Consider the following 25,114-nt stretch of genomic DNA (forward strand, 5'->3'; position numbering starts at 1 on the left):
CCATGCGCTACGGCTATTCCGCGTCGTGGAACACGATGCCCAGCGTGTGGCGCTGCCCGCGCAGCACTGTGGACACCCCGTGCCGGTGCTGCACCCGGTAGCTGCCGCGCGTGCCCTGCACCGGCCGCTCGCGCACCGCGATGATGGCCGCATCGCCACGCTGCAGCGGCAGCACCTGCGCGCGCGACTGCATGCGCGGGCGTTGCTCGGTCAGCACCAGCTCGCCCCCGTCAAAATCCTCGCCCGGCTGCGACAGCAGCACGATCACCTGCAGCGGAAACACCAGCGCGCCATACAGGTCCTGGTGCAGGCAGTTGTAATCCTCGGCGCCATAACGCAGCAGCAGCGGTGTGGGCCGACATTGGCCTGCTGCATGGCACTGGGCGAGCAAGGCCGCATGCTGCGCAGGCCAGGGCGGTGTGGCCGATGCGAGCTGCTGGCGCCAGTGCTCCGCCACGGGCTGCAGCCGCGCGTAGAGCGCCGTGCGCAAGGCCTGCAGCAGCGCTGGCAGCGGGTAGGCAAAGTACTGGTACTCACCTCTGCCAAAGGCATGGCGCTGCATCTGGATGCGGCTGCGAAAATGCGCCGCCTCGTCGTACATCGCGGCCATCTGCTGGCACTGCGCCGCATCCAGCAAACCCGGCAGCAGGCCCCAGCCTTGGCGGTCCAGCTGGCGGCCCACCGCAGTCCAGTCATAGCGCTGCAGGGCTGCCTCGGCCTGCACATCTGCGCCACCGGCACCGGCTGGTGCCGAGCCGGCCTGCAACAGCGGCGCAGGCTCCGCTTCCTCCAGCGGCAACGCGGCCTGCGCGGCACAAGCCAGGCGCTTAACCATGGCGGGACACCCGGGGGGCCTGGGGCGCCAGCTCGGCCTCGTGCTGCAGCAGCGCGCGCTTGCGCTCCACGCCCCAGCGGTAGCCGGAGATGCCGCCATCGTTGCGCACCACCCGGTGGCAGGGGATGGCAACGGCCAGCGCATTGGCCGCGCAGGCGCCAGCGACGGCGCGGCTGGCCTGGGGCATGCCCAGCTTGCGCGCCAGCTCGCTGTAGCTGACGGTGCTGCCCACCGGAATCAGCCGCAGCGCCTGCCAGACCTGCTGCTGGAAGGCAGTGCCGCGCACATCCAGCGGCAGTGCCAGGCCGCGCGTGGGCTCATCGACAAAGCCGATGACCTGCGCCATCCAGCGCTCAAAGTCGGCATCGCCACCAGCCAGCTGGGCCTTGGGAAAACGCTGCTGCAGGTCCTGCACCAGCGCATCGGCATCGTCGCCCAGCAAGATGGCGCAAATGCCCTGTGCGGTGGCAGCCACCAGAATCGGGCCCAGGCTGCATTCGGCGACGCCAAAACGAATCTGCTGCGCCACGCCGCCGGTGCGGTACTGGCGCGGCGTCATGCCCAGCACCGCCTGGCTGTCGCGGTACAGCTGCGCGGTGCTGGCAAAGCCGGCATCAAAGATTGCATCGATGACGCGGGGCGCCTCCTGCGCATCGCCCAGCGCGGTCTGCAGGCGCTGCCGGCGCTGTGCCTTGGCATAGGCCTTGGGCGATACGCCGACCGCCGCCTTGAAGACACGCTGCAGATGGAAGGGGCTCATGCCGGCGCGCTCGGCCAGCTCGGCCAGGCTGGGCTCTTCTTCGGCGGTGGCGATCCAGCCGCACAGCTGGGCCACCAGCGCGGCATGGCTGGGCTTGGCGGGGTTATCGGGCTGGCAGCGCTTGCAAGCGCGGTAGCCAGCGGCCTGGGCCTGCGCGGCGGTGTCAAAAAAGCGGACGTTCTCGGGCTTGGCCAGCCGCGAGCTGCAGGACGGCCGGCAAAAAATGCCGGTGCTGCGCACCGCATAGACAAAGCGGCCGTCGGCCGCAGCGTGGCGGCCCTGCACATCGGCCCAGCGCGGATCGGCCAGGGTTTGCTGCGCACGGGCAGCCAGTGTGGCGGCGTTGGACGTGCGGGCAGCCGACGTGGAGCGTGGTGTGGATGGGGCAGACTGTTTCATGCGGATCACCTCAGTACAATCGATGCAGCCACTTTAGGCCTTGCGGCCCTGTTGCGCAGTGCCATTCTTGCGCTGCAATTGAAGCCGCTTCCACTGCCCCACATACCATGCGAGACACCAACAGCAAGCCCGAATCCATTGTGCATGAAGAGCGCGCCCAGCTCGACTTCAGCAAAGACATGAGCTATGGCGACTACCTGCACCTGGACGAGATCCTGAACGCCCAGCACCCGCTGTCGCCCGCGCACGACGAGATGCTGTTCATCGTGCAGCACCAGACCAGCGAGCTGTGGATGAAGCTGATGCTGCACGAGCTGCGCGCGGCCATGCAGGCCATTGCCAACCCCGAGGCCAACACCAAGCCCGAGGCCTTCAAGATGCTCGCGCGCGTCTCGCGCATCATGGAGCAGCTGGTCAATGCCTGGACCGTGCTGTCGACGATGACGCCGCCCGAGTACTCGGCGATGCGGCCCTACCTGGCCAACTCCAGCGGCTTTCAGAGCGCGCAGTACCGCTGCATCGAGTTCTCGCTGGGCAACAAGAATGCCGCCATGCTCAAGCCCCATGCGCACCGGGCCGACCTGCTGGCCCAGGTGCAGGCGGCTTACGAATCGCCGTCGCTGTACGACATTGCGTTGCAGCTGCTGGCGCGCGAAGGCATTGCCGTGCCGGCCGAGGCGCTGCAGCGCGACTGGACCCAGCCTTATGTGGAGAGCGAAGGCGTCAAACAGGCCTGGATCACCGTCTACCGCGATCCGCACCAGTACTGGGACCTGTACCAGCTCGGCGAGAAGCTGGCCGACATCGAGGATGCCTTCCGCCTCTGGCGCTTCCGCCACCTGACCACCGTCGAGCGCGTGATCGGCTTCAAGCGCGGCACCGGCGGCACCGGTGGCGTCAGCTACCTCAAGAAAATGCTCGATGTGGTGCTCTTCCCCGAGATCTGGACCCTGCGCACCAACCTCTAAGCACCTGTTCCAAGCCACAGCAACCCGCCAAGGGGTTGCTCCAAGTGACAGCGCGCCGTGCAGAGGGGGCCAGAGTCCTCTATAGTGGCAAGCGCATGTAACAAGCCGCGCCCGCCCCTGCTGGCCGATCGCGCATACACCATGGGCCGGCCCCCTCTGGCCCCGGCTTGTTGCCCGCACTCTCAGCCATGCCGGTCCCACCTACACCCTCCCCCACCGGGCGCCCTGCGGCGTCCTCGTCCACGTTGCTCTGGGCCATGCTGCTGACCTTGCTGTCGGCCTTCTCGCTGAGCCAGGCCTTCCGCACCGTCACCTCCATCATTGCCGACGGGCTGCGCACCGATTTCGGGCTGTCTGCCGAGTCGCTGGGCGCGTTTGCCGGGCTGTTTGGTTTGTCCTTCGGGGTGACGCAGCTGTTCATGGGCGTGGGCATGGACCTGTATGGGCTGCGCAAGACCGTGCTGACGGCCTTTCCGCTGGCGATTGCCGGCTCGCTGATCTCGGCGTTGGCCCCCAGTTACCACGGCCTGATGCTGGGCCAGTTGCTGATCGGCATCGGCTGTTCGCCAGCCTTTCTGGCCTGCACCATGTTCATCGCGCGCCATTTCCCCAGCGACCGCTTTGCCTTCATGTCCGGCGTCGGCATGGGCGTCGGCGGTCTGGGCCTGCTCTTTACCGGCACGCCGCTGGCCTGGCTGGTACAGCACTATGGCTGGCGCTGGGGCTTTGGCCTGCTGGCGGTGCTTTGCGCGCTGTCCTGGATCGCCATCTTTGTGCGCGTGCATGAGCCGCACCTGCCCAGCGATGACCTGCCCAAGCCCAGCTGGCTCACAGCCGTCAAGGGGTTTGGCGGCCTGCTGCTGGTGCCGCACACCTGGGCCATCGCCATCATGGGCATGGTCGGCTACGCCTCATTTCTGACGGTGCGGGGCCTCTGGCTCAGCCCGATGCTGATCGACCGCTATGGCTTCTCGCTGGTGGCGACCGGCAATGTGGCCCTGGTCGTCTCGATGATCTCGCTGTTCACGCCGTCGGTCTTTGGCCGGCTCGATCCGGGCCCGGCCCGCCGCCGGCGCCGCATCATCGCCGGTGCCGCAGTGATGGCCAGTACTTTCTGCGCGCTGGCCTTTGTCCACCATCCCGCAGCCACCGTCGCGCTGATCATGTTCATGGGGCTGGCCTCGGGCTACTCGGTGCTGCAGTATGCCGATGTGCGCTCCTCCTACCCCCGGGAAACCACGGGCCGCGCGCTATCGGTCTACACGATGGCGATGTTCCTGGGCGTCGCGCTGATGCAGTGGCTCTCGGGCATCGTCGCGTCTTATGCGCAGCGGCATGGCGGCGAGATCTACCAGTATGTGATGCTGTTTGTCGCGGGCATGCTGCTGATCGGCTGCCTGGCCTTCCGTTTTCTGCCCCAGTCGCCGCTGCTGGCCCCAAAGAGCCCCGCCAGCCCTTAACCAGCCAATGGTTACAGCACCGAAGCCGAGGACCCATCGCCCCGGTACAGCCAGGGCACATCCATCAGCTTGGCGCCCAGCGCGCGCAATGCGGTATCGCGCCCCAATGCGACAAGGCCCCGCGCATGGAAAATCTCGCCATTGCGGATCGCACGGGCCTGCACCCGGGCATTGCGCTGCCAGCGGTTGAGCGCATAGCGCCGCAGGCGCAGCGGCATCTCCAGGTCGTGCATGGTCAACGCGCGCTGCAGCTCGGCGGCATCTTCAATCGCCATGCCGGCACCCTGGGCCAGGTAGGGCCGCATCGGGTGGGCGGCGTCGCCCAGCAATGCGACCAGGCCCTGCGCCATCTCATGGGGGCCGGTGACCGGTGCCCGGTCAGCCAGCGGCCATAGCCGCCAGGCAGCGCCTGCGGCATGCACGGCCTCCACCAGATTGAGCAGCTGGCGGTGGGCACCGGCCAGACAGCGCTGCAGATCGGCGCCATTGGCGGCATGGTCCCAGTGCTCCAGGTCATCGGGTGCCGGGCCTTCGACAATGAAGACCAGGTTCTGCAGCTCGCCACCGCGCACGGGGTACTGCACCGCATGGAAGCGCGGCCCCATCCAGGCAGTGACTACCTCGGTGCGCAAGGCCGCCGGCAGGTCTGCCTGGCGCACCAGTGCCCGGTAAGCCAGGTGGCCGGTCACGCGCGGTGGCGCATCATGGAGCAGGCGCAGCCGCGTGCGGCTCCAGATGCCGTCGGCACCCACCAGCGCATCGCCTTCGATCTGCTTGCCCTGCTTGGTGGTGATGGTGACGACCCGGCCATTGTCCTCATGGTAGTCCACCGCATGGTCCAGGTTGAGGTGCAGATCTGCATGGGGCTGCACCGCATCGAGCAGCAGCTGGTGCAGATCAGCCCGGTGAACGGTGGCATAGGCTGCGCCATAGCGCGCCACTGCCTGCGCGCCCAGATCCAGCCGGGCCAGCTCCTGCCCACTGATCGCATTGCGCGAGACCAAGGCCTGCGGAAACGCCGCCACCGCTTGCAGGGGCCGTTGCAGGCCCCAGGCCTGCAGGCGCCGCACCACATTGGGACCCAGCTGCACGCCGGCACCCACTTCGCTGAACTGCGCAGCGCGCTCAAACATCCGCACCTCGGTGCCCGCGCGGACAGCGGCCAGCGCAGCGGCCATGCCGCCAATGCCGCCGCCGGCGATCAAAATCTGTTCATGCATACCGCCATTGTGCCCAGATTGCAGGGGCCGGCTTGTGCGCTAGCGCAACAGCCCAGTGCCTGGCTGCAGCACCCGGCGATGGTGTGGCTCAAGCCGGACGGCAGCTGGGGAAGCTGTGCAGGCGCTCGAACTCGCCAATCGGCACCGGGCGGCCAAAGTGAAAGCCCTGGAAGCGCTTGCAGCCATTGCTGACGAGGAAATCCACCTGCTCGGAGTTCTCGACGCCTTCGGCCACCACTTCGAGCTCCAGGCTCTGGGCCAGCGCCAGAATGGTACGCACGATCACCGCGTCGCTGACATCGCTCAGCACATCGCTGACAAAGCTGCGGTCGATCTTCAGCTGGTCCAGCGGCAGGCGCTTGAGGTAGGCCAAAGATGAGTAACCCACGCCAAAGTCATCGAGCGAGAAGCCCACGCCGTGCTCCTTGAGCTGGCGCATGCGGTTCACCGTTTCATTGACGTCGCCGAGCAGCAGGTTCTCGGTCAGCTCCAGCTTCAGCCGCCGGGCGTTGGCCCCCGTCTGCGCCACGATGCCCAGCACCTCGTCGACAAAACCCTGGTTGTGGAACTGCCGGGGACTCACATTGACCGACATCGTCAGCCCCTGCGTGGAGGCACTCGCGGCCCACAGCGCCAGTTGCTGGCAGGCGGTGCGCATCACGAAGTTGCCGAGCTCGACGATCAGGCCGGTCTGCTCGGCCAGGTCGATGAACTCGATCGGCATGACCAGACCACGCGCCGGGTGGCGCCAGCGCACAAGGGCTTCGGCGCCCACCAGGCTGCCGCTGCCGTTCATCACTGGTTGGTAGTACACCTGCAGTTCGCCGTCATGGATGGCCTGGCGCAGGTCATTTTCCAGATTGGCACGCGCATTGACAATGGCCTGCATCTGCGGGTCAAAGAAACGCTGGGTGTTGCGGCCGGCCGACTTGGCCTCGTACATGGCCAGGTCGGCGCGCTTGAGCAATTCCTGCACCGTCAGCGATTCATGGTCGCCAAACACGGTCACGCCAATGCTGGGCGTGCTGTGGTGGGACTGGCCATCCAGCGCAAACGGCTGTTTGAAGCGGGTGATCACATGTTCGACCACAGCGCGCACATGGGCCTCGGCCTGCGCGCGCTCGGCGCCCAGGTTCTCGACCAGCACCACGAACTCGTCGCCACCAAAGCGCGCGACCACATCGCCGCTGCGCACGCTGGCAATCAGGCGCTTGCCCACCTCGCACAGCAGCCGGTCACCCTTTTGGTGGCCCAGCGAATCGTTGAGGTCCTTGAAATTGTCCAGATCGATGAACAGCAGCGCTGCATAGGTGCCGCGCTGCTGGCAGGCAATGATGGACCATTCCAGCCGGTCCATCAGCATACGGCGGTTGGGCAGACCCGTGAGCACGTCGAAGAACTCAAGGCGCTCGATTTCCTTGCGGGCGCGGCTGCGTTCGGCCAGATCGCGCGAAATGCACAGCAGGCCGGTGACCTCGCCATTGGCTGCCCGGATGGCGGATTTGGTGATTTCGAAACGGCCCTGGTAGCCATTGTCGGCAAACTGCAGGGTTTCCTCATAGACCACCGGGGTGTTCGCATTGCGCGCGCGCAGGTCCGTCTCCCAGTCCGATGGCATGCGCGCCTGCAGCCCCAGATCGGACGTGGTGCGGCCAATGATTTGCGCATGGGTCAGCCCCACCAGGCGCTCGAAAGCCTGGTTGCAGTGCAGAAAGCGCCCATCCGCCCCCTTGAGCACGACCAGGTCGGGGATGGCACTGACCAGTGACACCAGCTGCGACTGCTGCTCCTGCACGCGGCCCACCATCAGCTTTTGCATCGACACATCGTGCGACAGCAGCATGAAGGCATGGGCATCGCGGCCTTGCGGGGCGACCAGAATATCGGTCTGGAAGTGGCGCAGACCCTGGGGCGTTTCAATGCTTTGCTCGAATGCGAGCGATTGGCCTGCGCGCAGGCGCGCAAGCCAGTCAGGCGCCTGGCCGCGCAGGCTGGGTGCCAGTGCCTCGGTCCAGGGCTGGTCCACCAGGCTGGGCACGCCCAGCCAGTCCAGCTGGGTGCGGTTGGCATGCACGATGGCGCCTGTGCCATCGACCCGCACCACCCCAATGGGGGCCTGCTCCAGCCATTCTTCGCCCTGCAGGCGTGCGGGATGGCTGGAGGCCCAGTCGACCAGGCTATGGCGCAACGACGCCATGATCAGCACCAGCGCCAGCACGGACAGCGCATAGCTCCAGGCCGCCTGCTCCACCAGCAGCGCCCAGCGGGTGCCGGCGCCCAGCAGCATGGCCATCGCGCCCACAGCCAGCGCTGCGGATATTCTCAGCACCGTCCAGCGGCCGGACTGCCCCGCAAAATGGCGGCTCTGCATCGCAACCCAGGCACAGCAGACCAGCATGGCCAGCGGAACGAGGAAGCGGCGCACGCCTTCGAGGTCGACCAGCCCCTGCGCCACCACGGCCGCTCCAAGCGCCAGTGCCGCCAGCGCCGTCAGCACGGCGCGATGGCTTTGCAGTCGCAGCCAAGGGCTGGCGCCTAGCGCCGTGCCAGGACGGTGGCGCCGCGAAGATGAAGACAGTTCTATGGAGACTATCAATAGGCTTATTGATAGAAGAATATTGACTGCCAGCTCCAGCCACAGGGCTGGGAGGCTGCCAGGTTCCGACCAGCGCAGCGGCAGCGCCAGCACCACCGCAAAGCCGCCCAGCACCACGGCACTGCATACCCACAGCGGGCAGCCCAGGAAGGCACTGGCGGCCGAGCCCTGCAGCAGCAGGCGCCCGCCCCAGCCCAATGTGGCAAGTGCTGCCAGCAGCAGCAGCACCTGCACCCAGGTCTGCAGCGCCTGGACAAAGCCCACCCCCTGCGCATCCGTGGCCACCAATCCGGCCAACACCACGCCACCTGCCAGCAGGCACCAGACGATCCGGGTGTGGATCTCATGGATGCGCCGGCCAAGCGACAACGGTGTGTAAGGGAGGGCCATATGGGGCTAAATGTAATTAAAAGTAAACCAACGTCCATCTATTTGACCAGTAACGGTCAACAAATGCAAACGGGCCTCGTATCAACAAGGCCCGTTTCGGTCGCATGTAGGTCAACTCTTACAGAAGCTGGCGCAAAACGAAGGGCAGTATACCGCCATCCCTGTAGTAAGCGACCTCGATAGGCGTGTCAATACGCAACACCAGTTCTGCCTCGGTAACGCTTCCATCGGCACGCTGGATCACCAGCTTGGCCTTGCTGCGCGGTGCCAGCGACGGATGCGGCACGATGTCGATCAACTCATCGCCGCGCAGCTTCAATGTCTCCCAGCTTTCGCCCTGCTTGAACTGCAGCGGCAGCACCCCCATGCCCACCAGGTTGGCGCGGTGGATACGCTCAAAACTGCGGGCCACGACGGCCTTGATGCCCAGCAACTGGGTGCCTTTAGCCGCCCAGTCGCGGCTGGAGCCGGTTCCATATTCTTCGCCGGCGAACACCACGGTCGGTGTACCCGCTGCCATGTAACGCATGGCGGCATCGTAAATCGACAGCTGGGTGCCTTGCTCCTCGCCCGGGTTCTGGTACAGCGTCAGGCCGCCCTCTTCCCGGGAGCCATCCGGCTTTGCGGCCAGCATCAGGTTCTTGATGCGGACGTTCGCAAACGTGCCCCGCATCATCACCTCATGGTTGCCACGGCGCGAGCCATAGCTGTTGAAGTCGCTCTTCTTGACGCCATGGGCCAGCAGCCACTGGCCCGCTGGCGAGGTTTCCTTGATCGACCCGGCCGGCGAGATATGGTCCGTGGTGATCGAATCGCCAAATAAGGCCATCACTCTTGCCTTGCGGACCGCGTTGTCCCGCAGCTCCGCACCTGGCTCAGGGGCGGCGAGGGAGAAATCCTTGAAGAACGGTGGCTCGGCGATATACGTACTTTCCGGCCAGGTATAGGTCGCACCGGTTACCCCCTGGATCTTCTCCCAGAGCTTGCCCGGCTCGCTGCTGACCTTCTCGTAGTTGGCTCGGAACGCCTTGCCGTTCATCGCGAACTTCATCAGGGCCTGCACCTCGTCTGTCGACGGCCAGATATCGCCCAGATAGACATCGCGGCCGTTCTTGCCCTGGCCGACGGGCTCGGTCATCAGATCCTTGCGCACATTGCCGGCAATGGCATAGGCAACGACCAGCGGCGGGCTGGCCAGGAAGTTGGCGCGGATATTGGGATGGATGCGCGCCTCGAAATTGCGGTTACCGGACAGCACGGCCGCACAGACCAGGTCCTCGCGCTGGATGGCGCTGTTGAATTCCGGCAGCAGATCTCCGGCGTTGCCGATGCAGGTGGTGCAGCCATAACCGGCAATGCTGAAGCCCAATTGCTCCAGGTACGGCAGCAGGCCAGATTCCGTCAGATACAGCGTGACCAGGCGCGATCCCGGGGCCAGCGAGGTCTTGATATGCGACTGCACGCGCAGGCCTGCCTTGACCGCTTTCTTGGCCAGCAGGCCTGCGGCCAGCATCACGCTGGGGTTGGAGGTATTGGTGCAGCTGGTGATGGCGGCGATCAGCACATCCCCATTGTGCAGATCGACATCGCGGCCCTCGATGCGCTCGGCATGGGCATCGGCGGTCTGCACGCGCGCCTCTTCGTCGACGACTGCCGGCTTGTTCTCCACCATCTCCAGCGCATGCCGTGGCGAGCCTGCGGGCAAGGGCTGTGTCGCGGGCGCAGCGGTCTCGCCGGTGCCGTTGATATGCACCTTCACCGGTCTGTCGAGCTGCTGGGCCGGCAGGTTGAAACCGTTCTGGGTGACCGGCGCGCTGAACAGCGCATCGAAGGTGCTGGCCACATGGCCAATCTCGATACGGTCCTGGGGCCGCTTGGGCCCTGCCAGGCTGGGCGCGACGCTGCCCAGGTCCAGCCGCACGACCTGGGAATAGTCGATGTCACCGGCCCGGGGAACGCCAAACAGGCCCTGGGCCTTGAAGTAAGCCTCGAACGCGGCAATCTCTGCCTTGCTGCGGCCCGTTCCCTGGAAGTAGTCGATGGTCTTGTCGTCGACGGGGAAAAAACCCATCGTCGCGCCATACTCCGGGGCCATATTGCCGATCGTGGCGCGGTCCGGAACCGAGAGGCTGCGGGTGCCTTCGCCAAAGAACTCGACAAACTTGCCCACCACCTTCTCGCGGCGCAGCATCTCGGTGACCGTGAGGACCAGGTCGGTCGCGGTCACGCCTTCACGCAGCGTCCCAGAGAGCTCGAAACCGACGACATCGGGCGTCAGAAAGTACACAGGCTGGCCCAGCATCGCCGCTTCGGCCTCGATACCGCCAACACCCCAGGCGACCACGCCGACGCCATTGATCATCGTCGTGTGGCTGTCGGTGCCGACCAGTGAATCGGGGTAGTAAACATCGCGCTGGTCCTTGTGGACGCCCCGCGCCAGGTATTCCAGGTTGACCTGGTGGACGATGCCAAAGCCGGGTGGCACCACGCCAAAGGTGTCAAAAGCCTGCATGCCCCATTTCATGAACTGGTAGCGCTCGTTGTTGCGCTCGAACTCCAGCTTCATGTTCAGGTCCAGCGCATTCTTGCTGCCGTAATAGTCGACCATGATCGAGTGGTCCACCACCAGGTCGACGGGCACCAGCGGCTCGATGGCGCTGGCATTCTTGCCCATGCGCTCGGCCGTGCTGCGCATCGCTGCCAGGTCGGCCAGCAGCGGTACGCCAGTGAAGTCCTGCAGCACCACGCGCGCGACGACAAAGGGAATCTCTTCGGTGCGCTCCGACTGGGGTTTCCAGTTGGCCAGTTGCTCGACATGCTCGGGCAGGACGCGCTGGCCATCGCAATTGCGCAGAACCGACTCCAGCACGATACGCAGGGACATCGGCAGGCGCTGGACATTGGGGAACTGTTTGCTCAGCTCCGGCAGCGAATAGAACTTGGCCTTGCTGGGCTTGCCGGACTTCTTGGACGAGGCGATCGAGAAGGATTTGAAGGTCGAGGCGAACGCATGCTGCGCTGGCTCATGAACACCTGATTTCATCGTGGCTCCTGATTGGCGGGGTATTAGACTGAACGCTGCGAACAGTCTACTCCTGGGTCAGGTCCTACATATGTCATCCAATCGCTAAGCCCTGCGATCGTGTGTGCGATCCGGGTTGCACGGCCGTTTCCCATTAATCTCCGCGCCGCATGCGGACCGATGCATGGGAACCGGCAGCTGCCAATTCGCTGCCAAGGCTGCACACGGAATCTACAAAATCGTTCGGAAAATTTATAAGCCTATAGATTAACAAATACAATTATAGCAAGGCACTATTGGCAACTGATTACATTTAGCAGCGCACCAGACTTACCGGCAGCTTAACAGATAGTCGATGACAATCCTTCTCCACAAAAATAGGAGAAATTAAGAAGATATGTAGGAATTTCTATAAACCGGATTGACTAGTCGACCCCGCAACGAAAAAAACCTGCCGAAGCAGGTTTTCTTTGAAGGACGCCCGGCTCAGATCGCGAACTTATCACGGTCTTGGCCTTCAATCCACTTGGGCGCCTTGCCGCGGCCCGTCCAGGTTGCACCGGTCGCAGGATCGCGGTACTTGGGAGCGACTTTGGAGCCAGCGGAAGCCGAACGGCCACGGGCAGGAGGGAATACATCCTGTTCGGTCAGGCCATAATCAGACACCAGCTTGCGCACCTGGTCGACGGCGGTCTTCAGTTCGTTGCGACGAACTTCTTCACGCTGTTGTTGCAGGGCTGCCAGTTGGGCATCGATTTCCTTCAAAGTAGGCATGTTTAATATCCATTCAATTCAGTTAACGTTTGCAGTATACCTAAAAACGCAATAACCGAGTGCGCCTCGACATTTTTCTATTTAAAGGAATGGTAAACCTAGTGCCAAAAACTTGTAACGACTAGTAATCAATGCTCGTGAGATCCGGCCGGGCGATTACCTTGTCGACCCGTTTGCCCTCCAGAGCCAGCACTTCGAATACCCAGCCAGCGCAATAAATCTTTTCGCCCAGTGGCGGCAGATGGCCCGATTCCGCCATCAGCATCCCGGCCAGGGTGTTATAGCGGCCCTTGTCCTCATCGGGCAGCTCCTTGATTTCCAGACGCGCCTTCAATTCCGACACCGGCATCAGCCCATCCAGGTACCAGGAACCATCGTCGTTCTGCACCGCCCAGGCCTCGCTGGCAGCGCCCGGCTTGAGCTCGCCAGTAATCGCTTCGAGCAGGTCGCGCGGCGTGATGATGCCCTGCACGACACCGTATTCGTCGACCACGAAAATCATGCGGCCGGCGCGCGCGCGGAATTGCTCCAGCAGCTCAAAGCCGCTCAGGGTTTCAGGCACATAGCTGGCTGCAACTGCCACCTTGGCGATCAAGGTGTTCTGGGGGGCGGCGACGTCCAGCAGATGTGCCACGCTGACCAGACCGACCACGTTGTCCAGCGACTCACGGCACACCGGATACCACGAGTGCGCGCCCTTGCCACTGGAGGCGCGCACCTCGTGCAAGGCCTGGGTCACGGTCAGATTGGCATCGAGCCATTCGACATCGCCCCTGGGCACCATCATCGAAATCAGCGGACGGTCATCGAGGTGGAACACGTTCTGCACCATCTGGTGCTCATGGCGTTCGATCACGCCGGCGTCCCGTCCCTCGTCGAGACTGGCGACGATTTCCTCTTCGGTCACGGCACGGTCCGACTCATCCTTGATGCGCAGCAGCTTGAGCACGCCTTGCGCAGAGATGGCCAGCAGCCACACAAAGGGCTTGGCAATTTTCGACACCCAGGTGAGCGGCAGCGCGATGATGCGCGACGATGCCTCAGGGTACATCTGGCCAATGCGCTTGGGCACCAGTTCGCCAAAAACAATGGTCATGAAGGTGATGACGATGATCACCGTGGTCGTGGCCACCACCGATGCCACCGAGGCCGGCATGCCCCAGGTGATCAACGACTGTGCCAGCCCGTCGCTGAAGGCCGCCTCACCAAAAATACCGTTGAGCATGCCGATCGACGTGATGCCGACCTGAATCGAGGAAAGAAATTGGGTAGGATTGCTGAGCAGATCCAGCGCCGCCTTGGCGCCCTTGTCGCCACTTTCGGCCATGGCCAGCAAACGGGACTTGCGGCTGCTGGCGAGCGCGAGCTCGGACATGGCGAAGACCCCATTCAACAAGGTCAAAAGCGCGATCAAGAGTACGTCTAACAAAATAGTTCACAGGTAGTTCAACAAGCATGTCACTTTACTGTATCGGCGATATCCAAGGCTGCGATAGCGCTTTGGGCCGTCTGCTGACCAAAATCGATTTCTCTCCCAGCCGCGATACCGTGTATCTGCTGGGCGACCTGGTCAACCGGGGCCCGGAATCGGCCCAGACGCTGCGGCGCTGCATCGCGGCGGACGGTAGCATCCAGGCCATTCTCGGCAACCATGACCTGCACCTGCTGGCGGCTGCCGATGGCCGGCGCAAGTTCTCCCGGCGCGATACCTTGCTGGACGTGCTGCAGGCGCCGGATGCTGCGCAGTTGTTGGAATGGGTGCGCCAGCAGCCGTTGGCCCGCACGCATACGCTGGGCGGCGAACGGCTGCTGATGGTGCATGCCGGCGTTCACCAGCATTGGGATCTGGACGCCACCCTGCGCCATGCCGCCGAGGTCGAAGCGGTGCTGCGCAGCGACGGCTTGAGCCTTTTTTTGCAAGCCATGTACGGCAACACCCCGGCGCAATGGGATCCGCAACTGAGCGGCATGGAGCGCCTGCGGATGATTACCAACGTGCTCACCCGCATGCGCTTTTGCCACGCCGATGGCAGCCTGGACTTCGACAGCACCGAAAGCCTGGCAGAAGCACCCGAGGGCCTGACCGCCTGGTTTGACCTGCCCGGCCGCGCAACCGCCGGCACCACCATCGCCTTTGGCCACTGGTCCACCTTGGGTGATCTGCAGCGTCCCCACCTGCTGGCGCTCGATACCGGCTGCGTCTGGGGGGGCTGCCTGAGCGCAGTGCGCTTTGGCAACACCCTGGCTGAGCGCGAGCTGATCCACGTGGATTGCGAGCAGGCCCAGCAACCGGGCTGAGAACCTGAAGCCGGACTCCTCGCGCCGCGACAGTGTCTTTGCGCGATGGGATGCGAGGGGGCGCCCCGCTGCGCACTCCGACGCGTCTGCGCAGCGATGGCCAACAAGGTTCAAAAAAAAGCCTCAGCGGTCAGCTGAGGCCTTGGTCCATCGACGTTATCGCGATTATTCAGAAGCAGGCGAGGGCTTGAACAGCGCAGCCACCTTGCGGCGCGGCTTGATGCCGGGGCCGCGTGCCGGTGCCGGCTTGGCATTCGCATCCCAGGCCGCAGGTTCGGCCGCCTTGGGCTCGTAAGGCTTGTCAAAGAAGGGGTCGCGCGAGACCGGTGCCGGGCGGTAGCGCTCTCGGCGGTCCTGGCCTTCGTCCTCACGGGGCGCACGGCGGTCGCGGCTGCGGGAGCTGTCGCGCTCCCGGCCTGCTTCGCGCTCACGGCGCTCGCGGTTGCCATCGTTGAAACGCTCGCGCTGAGGCTGCTCGCCCAGCGCGAAGTTCTCCACGTCGATCTTCTTCTTGATCAGCTTTTCGATGTCCGACACATGCCGGGCATCCGCATGGGAGACCAAGGTGACGGCCAGACCCGATGCGCCCGCACGGCCGGTACGGCCAATCCGGTGCACATAGTCTTCCGCATTGAAGGGCACATCAAAGTTGAAGACGGCAGGCACATCCTTGATGTCCAGACCCCGCGCGGCCACATCGGTACAGACCAGCAGATCCACTTCACCCTGCTTGAAGGCCTCCAGGGCCTTGAGGCGCTCGTCCTGGCTCTTGTCGCCGTGCAGCGCAGCCGCCCGCAGACCTTCACGCTCCAAGGTGCGGGCCAGGCGCGAGCAGCCCAGCTTGCTGTTGACGAACACAAAGGCCTGGCGGATCTGGCGATCGCGCAGCACCTTGGTCAGCACGCGGCGCTTGTCGTCATCGGAGGCGGCGTAGAAACGCTGCTCGACGGTAGAGGCGGTTTCGTTGGGGCGCGCCACCTCGATCGTGATCGGGTCTTGCAGGTAGCTGCTGGCCAGGCGCTTGATCTCGGGCGAGAACGTGGCCGAGAACAGCAAGGTGGTGCGTTTCTTGGGCAGGTAGGACAGGATGCGCTGCAGATCGGGCAGAAAACCGATGTCGAGCATGCGGTCGGCTTCGTCCAGCACCACATATTCGACCTGGTTGAGCACCGCGTTCTTGGCCTCGATATGGTCCAGAAGACGCCCGGGCGTTGCCACCAGGATTTCGACGCCCTTTTTCAGCTCCAGCGTCTGGGGCTTCATGTCCATGCCACCGAACACCACGGTGCTGCGCAGCTTGGTGTGCTTGGCGAACTGGGCAATCTGCTGGGCGACCTGGTCGGCCAGCTCACGCGTGGGCAGCAGCACCAGCGCACGCACCGGGTGGCGCGCGGGCGATGCCGAGCTGTTTTCGTGCACCATCATCCGCTGCAGCAGCGGCAGGGAGAAAGCAGCTGTCTTGCCCGTGCCAGTTTGCGCGGCACCCATGACGTCTTTGCCGGTCAGGACCACAGGGATGGCCTGTGCCTGAATGGGCGTCATGGATGCGTAGCCCATCTCGGAGATGGCTTTGGCCAGGGGCTCGGCCAGATGAAGGTTGGAGAAAGAATTTGTCATGTAAGCCCCCTATTGTCGCACTGCAGACAAATCGGCGCTTGGTTTAACCCTGTCATGGCTTACGGATTCGCTCAGCCGCAGTGCAAAGCCTGGCAGACCAGCGTAAGTGCGGGCGCCAGGCAAGGCATTTCCGGGTATCGCGGTGCAAGGGCCGAGCCCGGTTTTTGCGGGCTGGGCCCGGCGCATCAGAGGCTACCGGCCTGGAAGGTATCGCAGGACTGGACGCTGCCGGTCTTGTAGCCCTGGGTGAACCAGCGCACACGCTGGGCGCTGGAGCCGTGGGTGAAGCTGTCAGGGCGCACGGTGCCGGTGGCCTCGCGCTGCAGCTTGTCGTCACCGATTTGCTGCGCAGCATTCACCGCCGACTCGATATCGCCCTGTTCCAGCCAGCTCTTGGCCTGCTGCGAACGGTTGGCCCAGATGCCGGCATAGCAGTCAGCCTGCAGCTCCAGGCGCACCGACAGCGCGTTCTGCTCACGCTCGCTGACGCGCCCGCGCATCGCATCGACCTTGCCCGAGATGCCGAGCAGGTTCTGCACATGGTGGCCGACCTCATGGGCCACCACATAGGCGCGCGCAAACTCACCGGGCGCGCCCAGCTGGCGGCTCATGGTGTTGAAGAAATCCATGTCCAGGTAGACCTTCTGGTCGCCGGGGCAGTAGAACGGCCCCATCGCCGATTGGCCGGTGCCGCAGGCGGTGCGCGTGACGCCGGTAAATAACACCAGACGGGGCGCACGGTACTGGGCGCCCCCCTTGGTGAAGATGTCGCTCCAGACATCTTCGGTCGAGGCGAGCACTGTGGAGACGAACTTGGCACCCTGGTCATTGGCAGGTGGTGCCTTGGCCGGGCCTTGCTGCGTCGGCGCGGGCGAGCCGCCACCGGAGAGCACGCCAATGGTGGTGAGCGGGTTGATGCCGAACACGCCCCAGCCGATCAGCGCCAGCACGACGGTGCCGATACCAATGCTGCGCCCGCCCAGGCCAAAACCTCCGCCCCCACCGCCACTGCCGCGCTGGTCTTCCACATTGGTCGATTCGCGGTTGCCTTCCCATTTCATGGTCGCTCTCCTCGCAGTGCCCTGGCACTGACTCTGTTATTGATCCGCCTACAGTAGCGCATTTGGCGGGGTGCCGTCCGTAAGACCGGCCCCCAATCTGGCAGAAAATCCCGGACCGGCACTGCCATTGAAGAAAATTTGCAAAGCCCTGGCCCGCACTGCAGCGCCCGCGTAAAAAAGCCACTCCGGATGGGGAGTGGCTTCTGGGCATGGGCGCGCGTCATCAGGCCCTGGGAAGGGTGACGCCGTGCTGGCCCTGGTACTTGCCATTGCGGTCCTTATAGCTCACCTCGCAAGGCTCGTCCCCTCGCAGGAACAACACCTGCGCGCAGCCCTCTCCCGCATAGATCTTGGCCGGCAGCGGCGTGGTGTTGGAGAACTCCAAGGTCACATAACCTTCCCACTCGGGCTCGAAGGGCGTCACATTGACGATGATGCCGCAGCGCGCATAGGTGCTCTTGCCCAGGCAGACGGTCAGCACATCGCGTGGAATGCGGAAGTACTCGACGGTCCGGGCCAGCGCAAAGCTGTTGGGCGGGATGATGCAGTGGTCGCCTTCAAAATCGACAAAGCTCTTTTCATCGAAGTTCTTCGGGTCGACCACGGTGCTGTGGATGTTCGTGAAGACCTTGAACTCTCGGGCGCAGCGGATGTCGTAGCCGTAGCTGGAGGTGCCATAGCTGATGATCTTCTTGCCATCGACCTGGCGCACCTGGCCCGGCTCGAACGGCTCGATCATGCCGTGCTGTTCCGCCATGCGGCGAATCCACTTGTCGCTTTGAATGCTCATGTCTGAATAACTCCTAGGCGGCATTGTAGCGAAAGGCATGGCCCCAGCGGGCGGCATGTGCAGCCACCCTGGGGCCTGTCCCTCCACCAATGCGGCACCAGGATCAGCCGGCTTTCTGCGCAATATGGCTGCGCTCGATCAGGCGGTCGTCGCCCAGCACGATCAGGCTGAACAGCAGCTCCTCCAGGTTGCCGGCTTGCGCCGTCTTGCGGGCAATCAACGGCGTGGCCTGCGGGTTGAGCACGACAAAGTCTGCCTCGCAGCCGGGCTGCAGGTTGCCGACCACGCCCGGCAGGCCCAGCGCCTTGGCAGCACCGGCCGTGTGCTGCCACCACAGATGGCTGGGCGCCAGCGACAGGCCCTGCTTGTCGCGCCCCTCGCGGCCGACAAAATAGGCAGCCAGCATGGTGCGGAAGGGGCTGAAGCTCGTGCCGCCGCCGACATCGCTGGCCAGCCCGTACAGCATCTGCGCCGCGTCGGCCTTGGCATAGTCAAAAAAGCCGCTGGCCAGAAACAGGTTGCTGGTCGGGCTGACCGCAGCGGCTGTGCCGGTCTCGTGCATCAGCGCGCGGTCGCGGTCGTCGAGGTGGATGCAATGCGCATAGACGGCGCGCTCGCGCATCAGGCCCCGGTCCGCATAGACCTGCAGGTAGCTGCGGCTGTCGGGGAAGAGCTCGCGCACCCAGGCCATCTCATCGAGGTTCTCCGCCACATGGGACTGGATCCAGACATCGCCATAGCGCGCAGCCAGCTCCCCGGCACCGCGCAACTGGGCATCGGTGCTCGTGGGTGCAAAGCGCGGCGTGATCGCATAACCCAGGCGGTCCACGCCATGCCAGCGGCGGATCAGCGCCTCGGTGTCGATCAGGCTTTGCGCGGTCTCATCGCGCACGCCGTCGGGCGAATGGCGGTCCTGCAACACCTTGCCGGTGATCAGACGCATCTGGCGCTTTTGCGCTTCGGCAAACAGTGCATCGGCCGATGCCGGGTGCGAGGTGGCAAAGGTCAGCGCGGTGGTCACGCCGTTGCGCAGCAGCTCATCGACAAAGAAATGCGCGACTTCGCCCGCATAACCGGCATCGACAAAGCGCGACTCATGCGGAAAGGTGTAGTCGTTCAGCCAAGGCAGCAGGCCGCTGGCGGGCGAGCCGATCACATCGGTCTGCGGGTAGTGGATATGCATGTCCACAAAACCCGGCGCGATGATGCGGCCCGGCAGCTGCTCCACCACGGCCTCGGCACCGGCCTGGGCCAGCAGCGGGGCAGACAGCGCCTGCCAGCTGCCTGCGGCCAGCACGCGCTCGCGGCCATCGGCGCCCGGCGCCACGGCCAGCAGGCCATCTTCTTCATACAGCGCCTGGCCATCATCGGCAAAGCGCAACAGGGCGGATCGGTAAATATGCATGGCGCCAAGCTTAGCGGCTGCCAAGGCTTGCCGTTATATAAGCTCAGCAATAGTTTCTATGCGCAGATACAGGGCTGTTGGCCGCGCCAGCTTCGGGCGGCGTGCAACACGGGCATTGCGCTGACAGTACGCATATCGTTAACCAGGGAAAACCCCAGTCTCAGACGCATGCGCAGGTCATCCCTGCGGTCTATAGTGTTTGTTTTACCTGTTGGTTAAAACAGTCTGCGGCGCTGCCAAGACAGCGCCCGCTGCACCATTGCAAGGAGGAAGCCCGTCCCATGCCGCATTTTGTTGATCCGTCCCCTGCCGGTGTCTGCATTTTCTGCCGAATCGTGCAAGGAGAAATTCCCTCGGCCAAGGTGTATGAAGACGCCTTGACGATTGCCTTCATGGACCTGGGCCAGGTCAACCCCGGCCATGTGCTGGTGGCCACCAAGCGCCATGCGGCCAATATCTTCGAGATCACCGACGAGGAATCGGCCGCTGTGATGCAGACCGCGCGCAAGGTGGCGCTGGCTGCCAAGATTGCTTTCGAGCCCGCAGGCCTCACGTTGCTGCAGGCCAACGGTGTGGAAGGCGGCCAGACCGTTGCACACTTCCACCTGCATGTGGTACCCCGCCATGCCGACGATGGCGTGAGCTTCAGCTGGCCGCGCAAGGAGCCCGGTGGCGCGGTGCTGGAAGGCTATGCGCTGCAGCTGCGCAATGCGATGCTGTCGGAATCGGTGCCCGTGGCAGCTTAAAGCCACCACCCACCCAAGAACAAGGGCGCCTCATGGCGCCCTTGCTGCATTTAGCGCTGGCGGGCGGCCTCGGCAAAGGCCATCTGCAGCTGGCCCAGCCAGGCCTGCTTGCGGGTGGCTGGCACAAAGCTGGCCTCAAAGCTGTTGGCGGCCAGCTGGTAGGCCTCGTCCGAACCCATGCCGGTAGCGGCAAACAGCTGCACGAAGTTCTCGTTGATATAGCCGCCAAAATAGGCGGGGTCGTCTGAATTGACCGTAGCCACCAGGCCGGCAGCCAGCAGCTGCGGCATATTGTGGTCGGCCAGGTCGGGGAAGACCTGCAGCTTCTGGTTGGACAGCGGGCAGACGGTCAGCGGAATGCGTGCGTCGCGCAGGCGCTGCATCAGTGCGGCATCGTGCACCGCTTGCACGCCATGGTCCACCCGCTCGGCATGCAGCAGGTCCAGCGCACCCCAGATGTAGGCAGGTGGCCCCTCCTCACCGGCATGGGCCACGCGGCGCAGGCCCAGGTCCTTGCAGCGGGTGAACACGCGGGCAAACTTCTCGGGCGGGTTGCCGACCTCGCTGCTGTCCAGACCCACACCGCTGAAGTGGGCGCGGTAAGGCAGCGCCTCTTCCAGCGTTTGCAGCGCTTCTTCTTCGCTCAGGTGGCGCAGAAAGTTCAGGATCAGCTGCGAGCTGATGCCCCAGCGTTTTTCCGCATCCACGCAGGCCCTGTGCAGGCCCTGGATCACATCGGCCATCGCCACGCCACGGGCGGTGTGCGTCTGCGGGTCAAAGAAGATCTCGGTGTGCACGACATTGTCGGCTACCGCGCGCTCCAGGTAGGCCATGGCCATGTCGTAGAAGTCCTGCTCGGTCAGCAAGACACTGGCGCCCGCGTAGTAGATGTCGAGAAAGCTCTGCAGGTTGGTGAAGGCGTACGCTGCGCGCAGGCTTTCGACATCGGCATACGGCAAGGCCACGCCATTGCGCTGGGCCAGCGCAAAAATCAGCTCAGGCTCGAGCGAGCCTTCGATATGCATGTGCAGTTCTGCCTTGGGCATGGCGCGCAACAGGCCAGGCAGGCGCGCGGCCTCGATTTGTGGGACGGTGTACATCTCAACACACTCCAAAAGTGACGCCACTGGCCTTGAGGTAGCGGCGGTAGGCCACCGACATGCGGTCGGCCGGTGAGTTCAGCTCGGCCTTGGCATCGAGTGGCAGCGGCTTGGGCATCTGGGACTCCAGCACAGGCTGGTCCTGGGTAAAGATCGTATGCTGAAACTGCTGCAGCTGTGCATCGGTGCTGTCGAAATCAGCCACCGCCAGGCGGAACCAGACGCGGCTGCGCTCCGGCGTGACCGGGCAGACAAACAGGCCAATCGCCTCGCGCCAGCCCTGCTTGCTCGATCCGCTCTCGGGCACCTTGGTCAGCAACGCCGTATAGGGTGCGGTCACCTCGTAGGTGTAGTCCACTTCGGCGGGCTTGGTCGAATGCAGGTTCGACTGGGGCTGGATCGCCTTGCAGCCGGTGGCCTTGACGCCCCGCTCCGTGGCTTCCACCTCGTAGTGCGACATCTCGGTCGCATCGCGGCTGCCCAGCCAGCCCTCATGCACAAAGCCGAAGTGCGACATGTCCAGAAAGTTCTCGATGATGCGGGGCGCGCTGGCCTCCACATCGTAGGGCCCGCAGTTGAGCTTGCGCAGGCGGTCATCGGCCTCGGTCTCGAACACCGGCAACGGCGTCGCGGGCTGGCCGTCCGCATCGGGCGCCAGTTGCACCCACACCAGGCCATGGGCCTCTTGCACGCCATAAGAGGCGACGCAGTGCTTGGCGGGTGGCACAAAGGCGGGCACTGCCGGCACCTTCACGCACTGGCCGCCGCTCGTAAATTGCCAGCCATGGTAGGGACACTCCAGCTGGCCATCCTGCACGCGGCCCAGCGACAGGCGGGCGCCACGGTGCGGGCAGCGGTCAACAAAGGCCTGCACCTGGCCTTGCGCATCGCGCCACAGCACCAGCTCCTGGTCCAGCAGGCGCACAGGCAGCGGTGCGCTCACCACCGCATCAGACAGGGCAACGGGGTGCCATTGTTGGGCTTCGATCATCGGGGAATCTCTTTGTATAAATGACAAGGCTGCCCTGGGGCAGCCTTGGGTCACGATGTTAGCACTGGCATAAAAAACACCTGTGCCACTCGCGTTTAGATCGGGCGTCGAACGTCGGGCGCAGTGCCCGCGCATCACTTGCCAGGAACCTGGCCTTCCACACCCTTGATGTAGAAGCTGATGCCCTTGAGGAATTCGTCATCGGCAACCTTGTCGGCAGCCAGGATTTCCTTGCCATCCTGGCCCAGGATGGGGCCCTTCCAGATGCTGAACGTACCGTCCTTCAGACCCTTCTTGACCTCTTCGACCTTGGCCTTGGCTTCGGCGGGCACGTCTTCGGCGATGGACACCAGGTCGATCGTGCCTTCCTTCACACCCCACCAGGTCTGGCGGCTGGTCCACTTGCCTTCAAGGGCGCTGCGGGTGGTGTCGATGTAGTAAGGCGTCCAGTTGATGATGGACGAGCCCAGGTGGGCCTTGGGGCCGTAGGCCGTCATGTCCGAATCCCAGCCGAAGGCGCGCTTGCCCTTTTCTTCGGCAGTCTTGAGTACGGCCGGCGAGTCGGTGTTCTGGAACAGAATGTCCGCGCCACCATTGATCAGGCTGGTGGCCGCTTCGGTTTCCTTCGGAGGGCTGAACCATTCATTGACCCAGACCACCTTGGTGCTGATCTTGGGGTTGACGCTTTGCGCACCCAGCGTGAAGCTGTTGATGTTGCGGATCACCTCGGGGATCGGCACCGAGCCCACCACGCCCAGGGTGTTGCTCTTGGTCATCGAGCCGGCGATGATGCCCGCCAGGTAGGCACCTTCGTAGGTGCGGCTGTCATAGGTGCTGACATTGCCGGCCACCTTGTAGCCGGTGGCATGCTCCCATTTCACATCGGCAAACTCGGGGGCCAGCTTCTGGATCACATCCATGTAGCCAAAGGTGGTGCCGAACACCAGCTTGTTGCCCTGGCTGGCCATGTCGCGCAACACTCGCTCGGCGTCCGCACCTTCGGGCACACTTTCGACAAAGCTGGTCTGGATCTTGTCGCCAAACTCCTTCTCCAGCGCCTTGCGCGCCTGGTCATGCGCATAGGTCCAGCCGCCGTCGCCCACCGGGCCGACGTAGGCAAAGGAAATCTTCAAGGGCTCGGCAGCAGGCGCAGCGGCCGCTGGGGCAGCAGCAGGCGCCGGCGCGGGCGCCTCCTCCTTCTTGCTGCAACCCACCACGGCGGCAGCGGCCAGCGCGGAGAGCGCGGCGACCTTGATCAGCGAACGCTTACGGAAATCAGTCATCTGTGTGTCCTCGAATGTTGTTGGAATGTCGAGCTGTACAGGCCACCGGGCCGGCCTGCAGCGGGTAGAACATCGCCCGGCCAATATATGCATAAATCGGGCCAGGTTCCAGCAGCAGCCACCCGCCGCGCTGCACTGTTGTTGGTTGGCCAGCAGGCCCGGCGCAGCACGCCAGCCCATGCTGGCGTGACCGGGCACCGCAGCCCCGCTTACTTGGCGCCAGGCACGGCCCCTTCGATGCCCTTGACATAGAAGTTGATGCCGCGCAGGAACGCATCATCGCCCACCACGCCACTGGCCAGCACTTCCTGGCCCTTGTTGTCCACGATTGGGCCGGTCCAGACAGCGAAGCTGCCGTCCTTCAGGCCTTGCTTGGCCTTCTCGACCTTGTCCTTGGCTTCCTGCGGCACCTGGTCAGCGATCTTGACCAGGTCCATCGCGCCTTCCTTCACGCCCCACCAGAAGTTGCCGGACTGCCATTTGCCAGCCAGGGTGTCCTCGACCACCTTGCTGTAGTAAGGCGTCCAGTCGATCACGGCCGAGCCCAGGTGGGCCTTGGGTGCAAAGGCGCTCATGTCGCCGTCCTTGCCAAAAGCGTAGACGCCGCGCTCTTCGGCGGTCTTGAGGACGGCCGGCGAGTTGGTGTTCTGGTACATCACGTCCACGCCGCCGTTGATCAGGCTGGTGGCCGCTTCCGACTCCTTGGGCGGTGCGAACCATTCGTTCACCCAGACCACCTTGGCCTGGATGCTGGGGTCCACGCTCTGCGCGCCCAGCACAAAACTGTTGATGTTGCGCACCACTTCCGGAATCGGCACCGAGGCGACCACACCGACGGTCTTGGTCTTGGTCATCGAGCCGGCCACGATACCGGCCAGATAGGCGCCTTCGAAGGTCTTGCTGTCATAGACCGCGACGTTGTCCGCCTGCTTGTAGCCGGTGGCATGCTCAAACTTCACACCGGGCAGATCGGCGGCGGCCTTTTGCACAAACTCCTGGTAGCCAAAGCTGGTCGCAAACACAAGCTTGTTGCCCTGGCCCGCCATGTCGCGCAGCACCCGCTCGGCATCGGCTGACTCGGGCACGCTCTCGACCATCGAGGTCTCGATCTTGTCGCCGAACTTCTGCGCAATCGCCTTGCGCGCCAACTCGTGCTGGAAGGTCCAGCCGCCGTCGCCAATCGGGCTCACATACATGAAGCTGACCTTGAGCTTGTCGTCGGCGGGAGCGGCGGCCGCCGGCGCGGGCGCCGCAGGGGCCGCTGGCTCTTCCTTCTTGCCACAGGCAGTCAGCGCTGCCAGAGAGAGGGCCGACAGGCCGATCAGCTTGATCACGGAGCGCTTGCGCACGGTTTGCATGGATGAATCCTTGGTTTTTATGAAAAATGAACGAAAGCCGG

General features: G+C 64.1%; 19 protein-coding genes. 4 read left to right on the forward strand and 15 right to left on the reverse strand.

Annotated features, from left to right (window positions below):
* Positions 1-13: 13 nt before the first annotated feature.
* Entirely contained in the window at positions 14-835 is an 822-nt protein-coding gene (locus ACCQ08_RS17025; RefSeq protein ID WP_373450469.1) for a 2OG-Fe(II) oxygenase, read from the reverse strand.
* Positions 828-1,994, reverse strand: coding sequence for a bifunctional DNA-binding transcriptional regulator/O6-methylguanine-DNA methyltransferase Ada (gene ada / locus ACCQ08_RS17030; protein WP_373450470.1), 1,167 nt, complete (start codon positions 1,992-1,994; stop codon positions 828-830). The genes ACCQ08_RS17025 and ada overlap by 8 nt, the downstream gene beginning before the upstream one ends.
* A 107-nt stretch (positions 1,995-2,101) precedes the next feature.
* Here ada and kynA point away from each other — a divergent pair, with 107 nt between their 5' ends.
* Both kynA and ACCQ08_RS17040 read left to right on the forward strand, forming a co-directional pair.
* Positions 2,102-2,962 carry a tryptophan 2,3-dioxygenase gene (gene kynA / locus ACCQ08_RS17035; RefSeq protein WP_239809056.1) on the forward strand — a complete coding sequence of 287 codons (861 nt, stop codon included), beginning with the start codon at positions 2,102-2,104 and terminating at the stop codon, positions 2,960-2,962.
* Between the two features lie 188 nt (positions 2,963-3,150).
* Positions 3,151-4,422 (forward strand): MFS transporter, encoded by a 1,272-nt coding sequence (locus tag ACCQ08_RS17040; protein WP_312413440.1) that lies wholly within the window; start codon positions 3,151-3,153, stop codon positions 4,420-4,422.
* A gap of 11 nt (positions 4,423-4,433) precedes the next feature.
* Here the strand turns inward: ACCQ08_RS17040 and ACCQ08_RS17045 are convergent, their stop codons facing one another.
* The 5 genes from ACCQ08_RS17045 to ACCQ08_RS17065 all read right to left on the reverse strand — a co-directional run bounded on the left by ACCQ08_RS17045 (position 4,434) and on the right by ACCQ08_RS17065 (position 13,853).
* On the reverse strand, positions 4,434-5,642 hold the full coding sequence (locus tag ACCQ08_RS17045; protein WP_373450471.1) for an FAD-dependent monooxygenase: 1,209 nt from the start codon (positions 5,640-5,642) through the stop codon (positions 4,434-4,436).
* 88 nt (positions 5,643-5,730) lie between these two features.
* Complete coding sequence (locus ACCQ08_RS17050; RefSeq protein WP_373450472.1) at positions 5,731-8,628, reverse strand: putative bifunctional diguanylate cyclase/phosphodiesterase; 2,898 nt, start codon at positions 8,626-8,628, stop codon at positions 5,731-5,733.
* Positions 8,629-8,746: 118 nt separating this feature from the next.
* Positions 8,747-11,671: an aconitate hydratase gene (locus ACCQ08_RS17055; RefSeq protein WP_373450473.1), complete on the reverse strand. Its 2,925-nt coding sequence runs from the start codon at positions 11,669-11,671 to the stop codon at positions 8,747-8,749.
* A gap of 465 nt (positions 11,672-12,136) precedes the next feature.
* Positions 12,137-12,424: an H-NS histone family protein gene (locus ACCQ08_RS17060; RefSeq protein ID WP_239809061.1), complete on the reverse strand. Its 288-nt coding sequence runs from the start codon at positions 12,422-12,424 to the stop codon at positions 12,137-12,139.
* Between the two features lie 121 nt (positions 12,425-12,545).
* On the reverse strand, positions 12,546-13,853 hold the full coding sequence (locus ACCQ08_RS17065; protein WP_373450474.1) for a hemolysin family protein: 1,308 nt from the start codon (positions 13,851-13,853) through the stop codon (positions 12,546-12,548).
* Positions 13,854-13,879: 26 nt separating this feature from the next.
* Between ACCQ08_RS17065 and ACCQ08_RS17070 the strand changes: the two genes are divergently transcribed.
* Positions 13,880-14,722 (forward strand): symmetrical bis(5'-nucleosyl)-tetraphosphatase, encoded by an 843-nt coding sequence (locus ACCQ08_RS17070; RefSeq protein WP_312413426.1) that lies wholly within the window; start codon positions 13,880-13,882, stop codon positions 14,720-14,722.
* A gap of 165 nt (positions 14,723-14,887) precedes the next feature.
* Here the strand turns inward: ACCQ08_RS17070 and ACCQ08_RS17075 are convergent, their stop codons facing one another.
* The 4 genes from ACCQ08_RS17075 to guaD form a co-directional block, all read right to left on the reverse strand.
* Positions 14,888-16,339: a DEAD/DEAH box helicase gene (locus ACCQ08_RS17075; protein WP_373450475.1), complete on the reverse strand. Its 1,452-nt coding sequence runs from the start codon at positions 16,337-16,339 to the stop codon at positions 14,888-14,890.
* 185 nt (positions 16,340-16,524) lie between these two features.
* Positions 16,525-17,400 (reverse strand): neutral zinc metallopeptidase, encoded by an 876-nt coding sequence (locus ACCQ08_RS17080; protein WP_373450476.1) that lies wholly within the window; start codon positions 17,398-17,400, stop codon positions 16,525-16,527.
* 223 nt (positions 17,401-17,623) lie between these two features.
* On the reverse strand, positions 17,624-18,190 hold the full coding sequence (gene dcd / locus ACCQ08_RS17085) for a dCTP deaminase (RefSeq protein WP_239809065.1): 567 nt from the start codon (positions 18,188-18,190) through the stop codon (positions 17,624-17,626).
* Between the two features lie 103 nt (positions 18,191-18,293).
* Positions 18,294-19,595 (reverse strand): guanine deaminase, encoded by a 1,302-nt coding sequence (gene guaD / locus ACCQ08_RS17090; RefSeq protein ID WP_373450477.1) that lies wholly within the window; start codon positions 19,593-19,595, stop codon positions 18,294-18,296.
* Between the two features lie 281 nt (positions 19,596-19,876).
* Between guaD and ACCQ08_RS17095 the strand changes: the two genes are divergently transcribed.
* Positions 19,877-20,341: an HIT family protein gene (locus tag ACCQ08_RS17095; RefSeq protein WP_133857827.1), complete on the forward strand. Its 465-nt coding sequence runs from the start codon at positions 19,877-19,879 to the stop codon at positions 20,339-20,341.
* Positions 20,342-20,391: 50 nt separating this feature from the next.
* Here the strand turns inward: ACCQ08_RS17095 and ACCQ08_RS17100 are convergent, their stop codons facing one another.
* The 4 genes from ACCQ08_RS17100 to ACCQ08_RS17115 all read right to left on the reverse strand — a co-directional run bounded on the left by ACCQ08_RS17100 (position 20,392) and on the right by ACCQ08_RS17115 (position 25,073).
* On the reverse strand, positions 20,392-21,441 hold the full coding sequence (locus ACCQ08_RS17100) for an adenosine deaminase (protein ID WP_312413413.1): 1,050 nt from the start codon (positions 21,439-21,441) through the stop codon (positions 20,392-20,394).
* A gap of 1 nt (position 21,442) precedes the next feature.
* Positions 21,443-22,432: a Rieske 2Fe-2S domain-containing protein gene (locus tag ACCQ08_RS17105; RefSeq protein ID WP_373450478.1), complete on the reverse strand. Its 990-nt coding sequence runs from the start codon at positions 22,430-22,432 to the stop codon at positions 21,443-21,445.
* Positions 22,433-22,566: 134 nt separating this feature from the next.
* On the reverse strand, positions 22,567-23,715 hold the full coding sequence (locus ACCQ08_RS17110) for a BMP family ABC transporter substrate-binding protein (RefSeq protein ID WP_239809069.1): 1,149 nt from the start codon (positions 23,713-23,715) through the stop codon (positions 22,567-22,569).
* A 209-nt stretch (positions 23,716-23,924) separates the two neighbouring features.
* Positions 23,925-25,073, reverse strand: a complete 1,149-nt coding sequence (locus ACCQ08_RS17115) for a BMP family ABC transporter substrate-binding protein (protein WP_373450479.1) — start codon at positions 25,071-25,073, stop codon at positions 23,925-23,927.
* Between the last annotated feature and the right edge of the window lie 41 nt (positions 25,074-25,114).

This window comes from Comamonas sp. SY3, assembly GCF_041730275.1.
GTDB classification, from domain to species: Bacteria; Pseudomonadota; Gammaproteobacteria; order Burkholderiales; family Burkholderiaceae_C; genus Comamonas; species Comamonas sediminis.

What these genes read in the sequence shown, in the direction of transcription:
- ACCQ08_RS17025 (WP_373450469.1), bottom strand. Translation starts at nt 835, where the DNA reads ATGGTTAAGCGCCTGGCTTGTGCCGCGCAGGCCGCGTTGCCGCTGGAG.
- ada (WP_373450470.1), bottom strand. Translation starts at nt 1,994, where the DNA reads ATGAAACAGTCTGCCCCATCCACACCACGCTCCACGTCGGCTGCCCGC.
- kynA (WP_239809056.1), top strand. Translation starts at nt 2,102, where the DNA reads ATGCGAGACACCAACAGCAAGCCCGAATCCATTGTGCATGAAGAGCGC.
- ACCQ08_RS17040 (WP_312413440.1), top strand. Translation starts at nt 3,151, where the DNA reads ATGCCGGTCCCACCTACACCCTCCCCCACCGGGCGCCCTGCGGCGTCC.
- ACCQ08_RS17045 (WP_373450471.1), bottom strand. Translation starts at nt 5,642, where the DNA reads ATGCATGAACAGATTTTGATCGCCGGCGGCGGCATTGGCGGCATGGCC.
- ACCQ08_RS17050 (WP_373450472.1), bottom strand. Translation starts at nt 8,628, where the DNA reads ATGGCCCTCCCTTACACACCGTTGTCGCTTGGCCGGCGCATCCATGAG.
- ACCQ08_RS17055 (WP_373450473.1), bottom strand. Translation starts at nt 11,671, where the DNA reads ATGAAATCAGGTGTTCATGAGCCAGCGCAGCATGCGTTCGCCTCGACC.
- ACCQ08_RS17060 (WP_239809061.1), bottom strand. Translation starts at nt 12,424, where the DNA reads ATGCCTACTTTGAAGGAAATCGATGCCCAACTGGCAGCCCTGCAACAA.
- ACCQ08_RS17070 (WP_312413426.1), top strand. Translation starts at nt 13,880, where the DNA reads ATGTCACTTTACTGTATCGGCGATATCCAAGGCTGCGATAGCGCTTTG.
- ACCQ08_RS17075 (WP_373450475.1), bottom strand. Translation starts at nt 16,339, where the DNA reads ATGACAAATTCTTTCTCCAACCTTCATCTGGCCGAGCCCCTGGCCAAA.
- ACCQ08_RS17080 (WP_373450476.1), bottom strand. Translation starts at nt 17,400, where the DNA reads ATGAAATGGGAAGGCAACCGCGAATCGACCAATGTGGAAGACCAGCGC.
- dcd (WP_239809065.1), bottom strand. Translation starts at nt 18,190, where the DNA reads ATGAGCATTCAAAGCGACAAGTGGATTCGCCGCATGGCGGAACAGCAC.
- guaD (WP_373450477.1), bottom strand. Translation starts at nt 19,595, where the DNA reads ATGCATATTTACCGATCCGCCCTGTTGCGCTTTGCCGATGATGGCCAG.
- ACCQ08_RS17095 (WP_133857827.1), top strand. Translation starts at nt 19,877, where the DNA reads ATGCCGCATTTTGTTGATCCGTCCCCTGCCGGTGTCTGCATTTTCTGC.
- ACCQ08_RS17100 (WP_312413413.1), bottom strand. Translation starts at nt 21,441, where the DNA reads ATGTACACCGTCCCACAAATCGAGGCCGCGCGCCTGCCTGGCCTGTTG.
- ACCQ08_RS17105 (WP_373450478.1), bottom strand. Translation starts at nt 22,432, where the DNA reads ATGATCGAAGCCCAACAATGGCACCCCGTTGCCCTGTCTGATGCGGTG.
- ACCQ08_RS17110 (WP_239809069.1), bottom strand. Translation starts at nt 23,715, where the DNA reads ATGACTGATTTCCGTAAGCGTTCGCTGATCAAGGTCGCCGCGCTCTCC.
- ACCQ08_RS17115 (WP_373450479.1), bottom strand. Translation starts at nt 25,073, where the DNA reads ATGCAAACCGTGCGCAAGCGCTCCGTGATCAAGCTGATCGGCCTGTCG.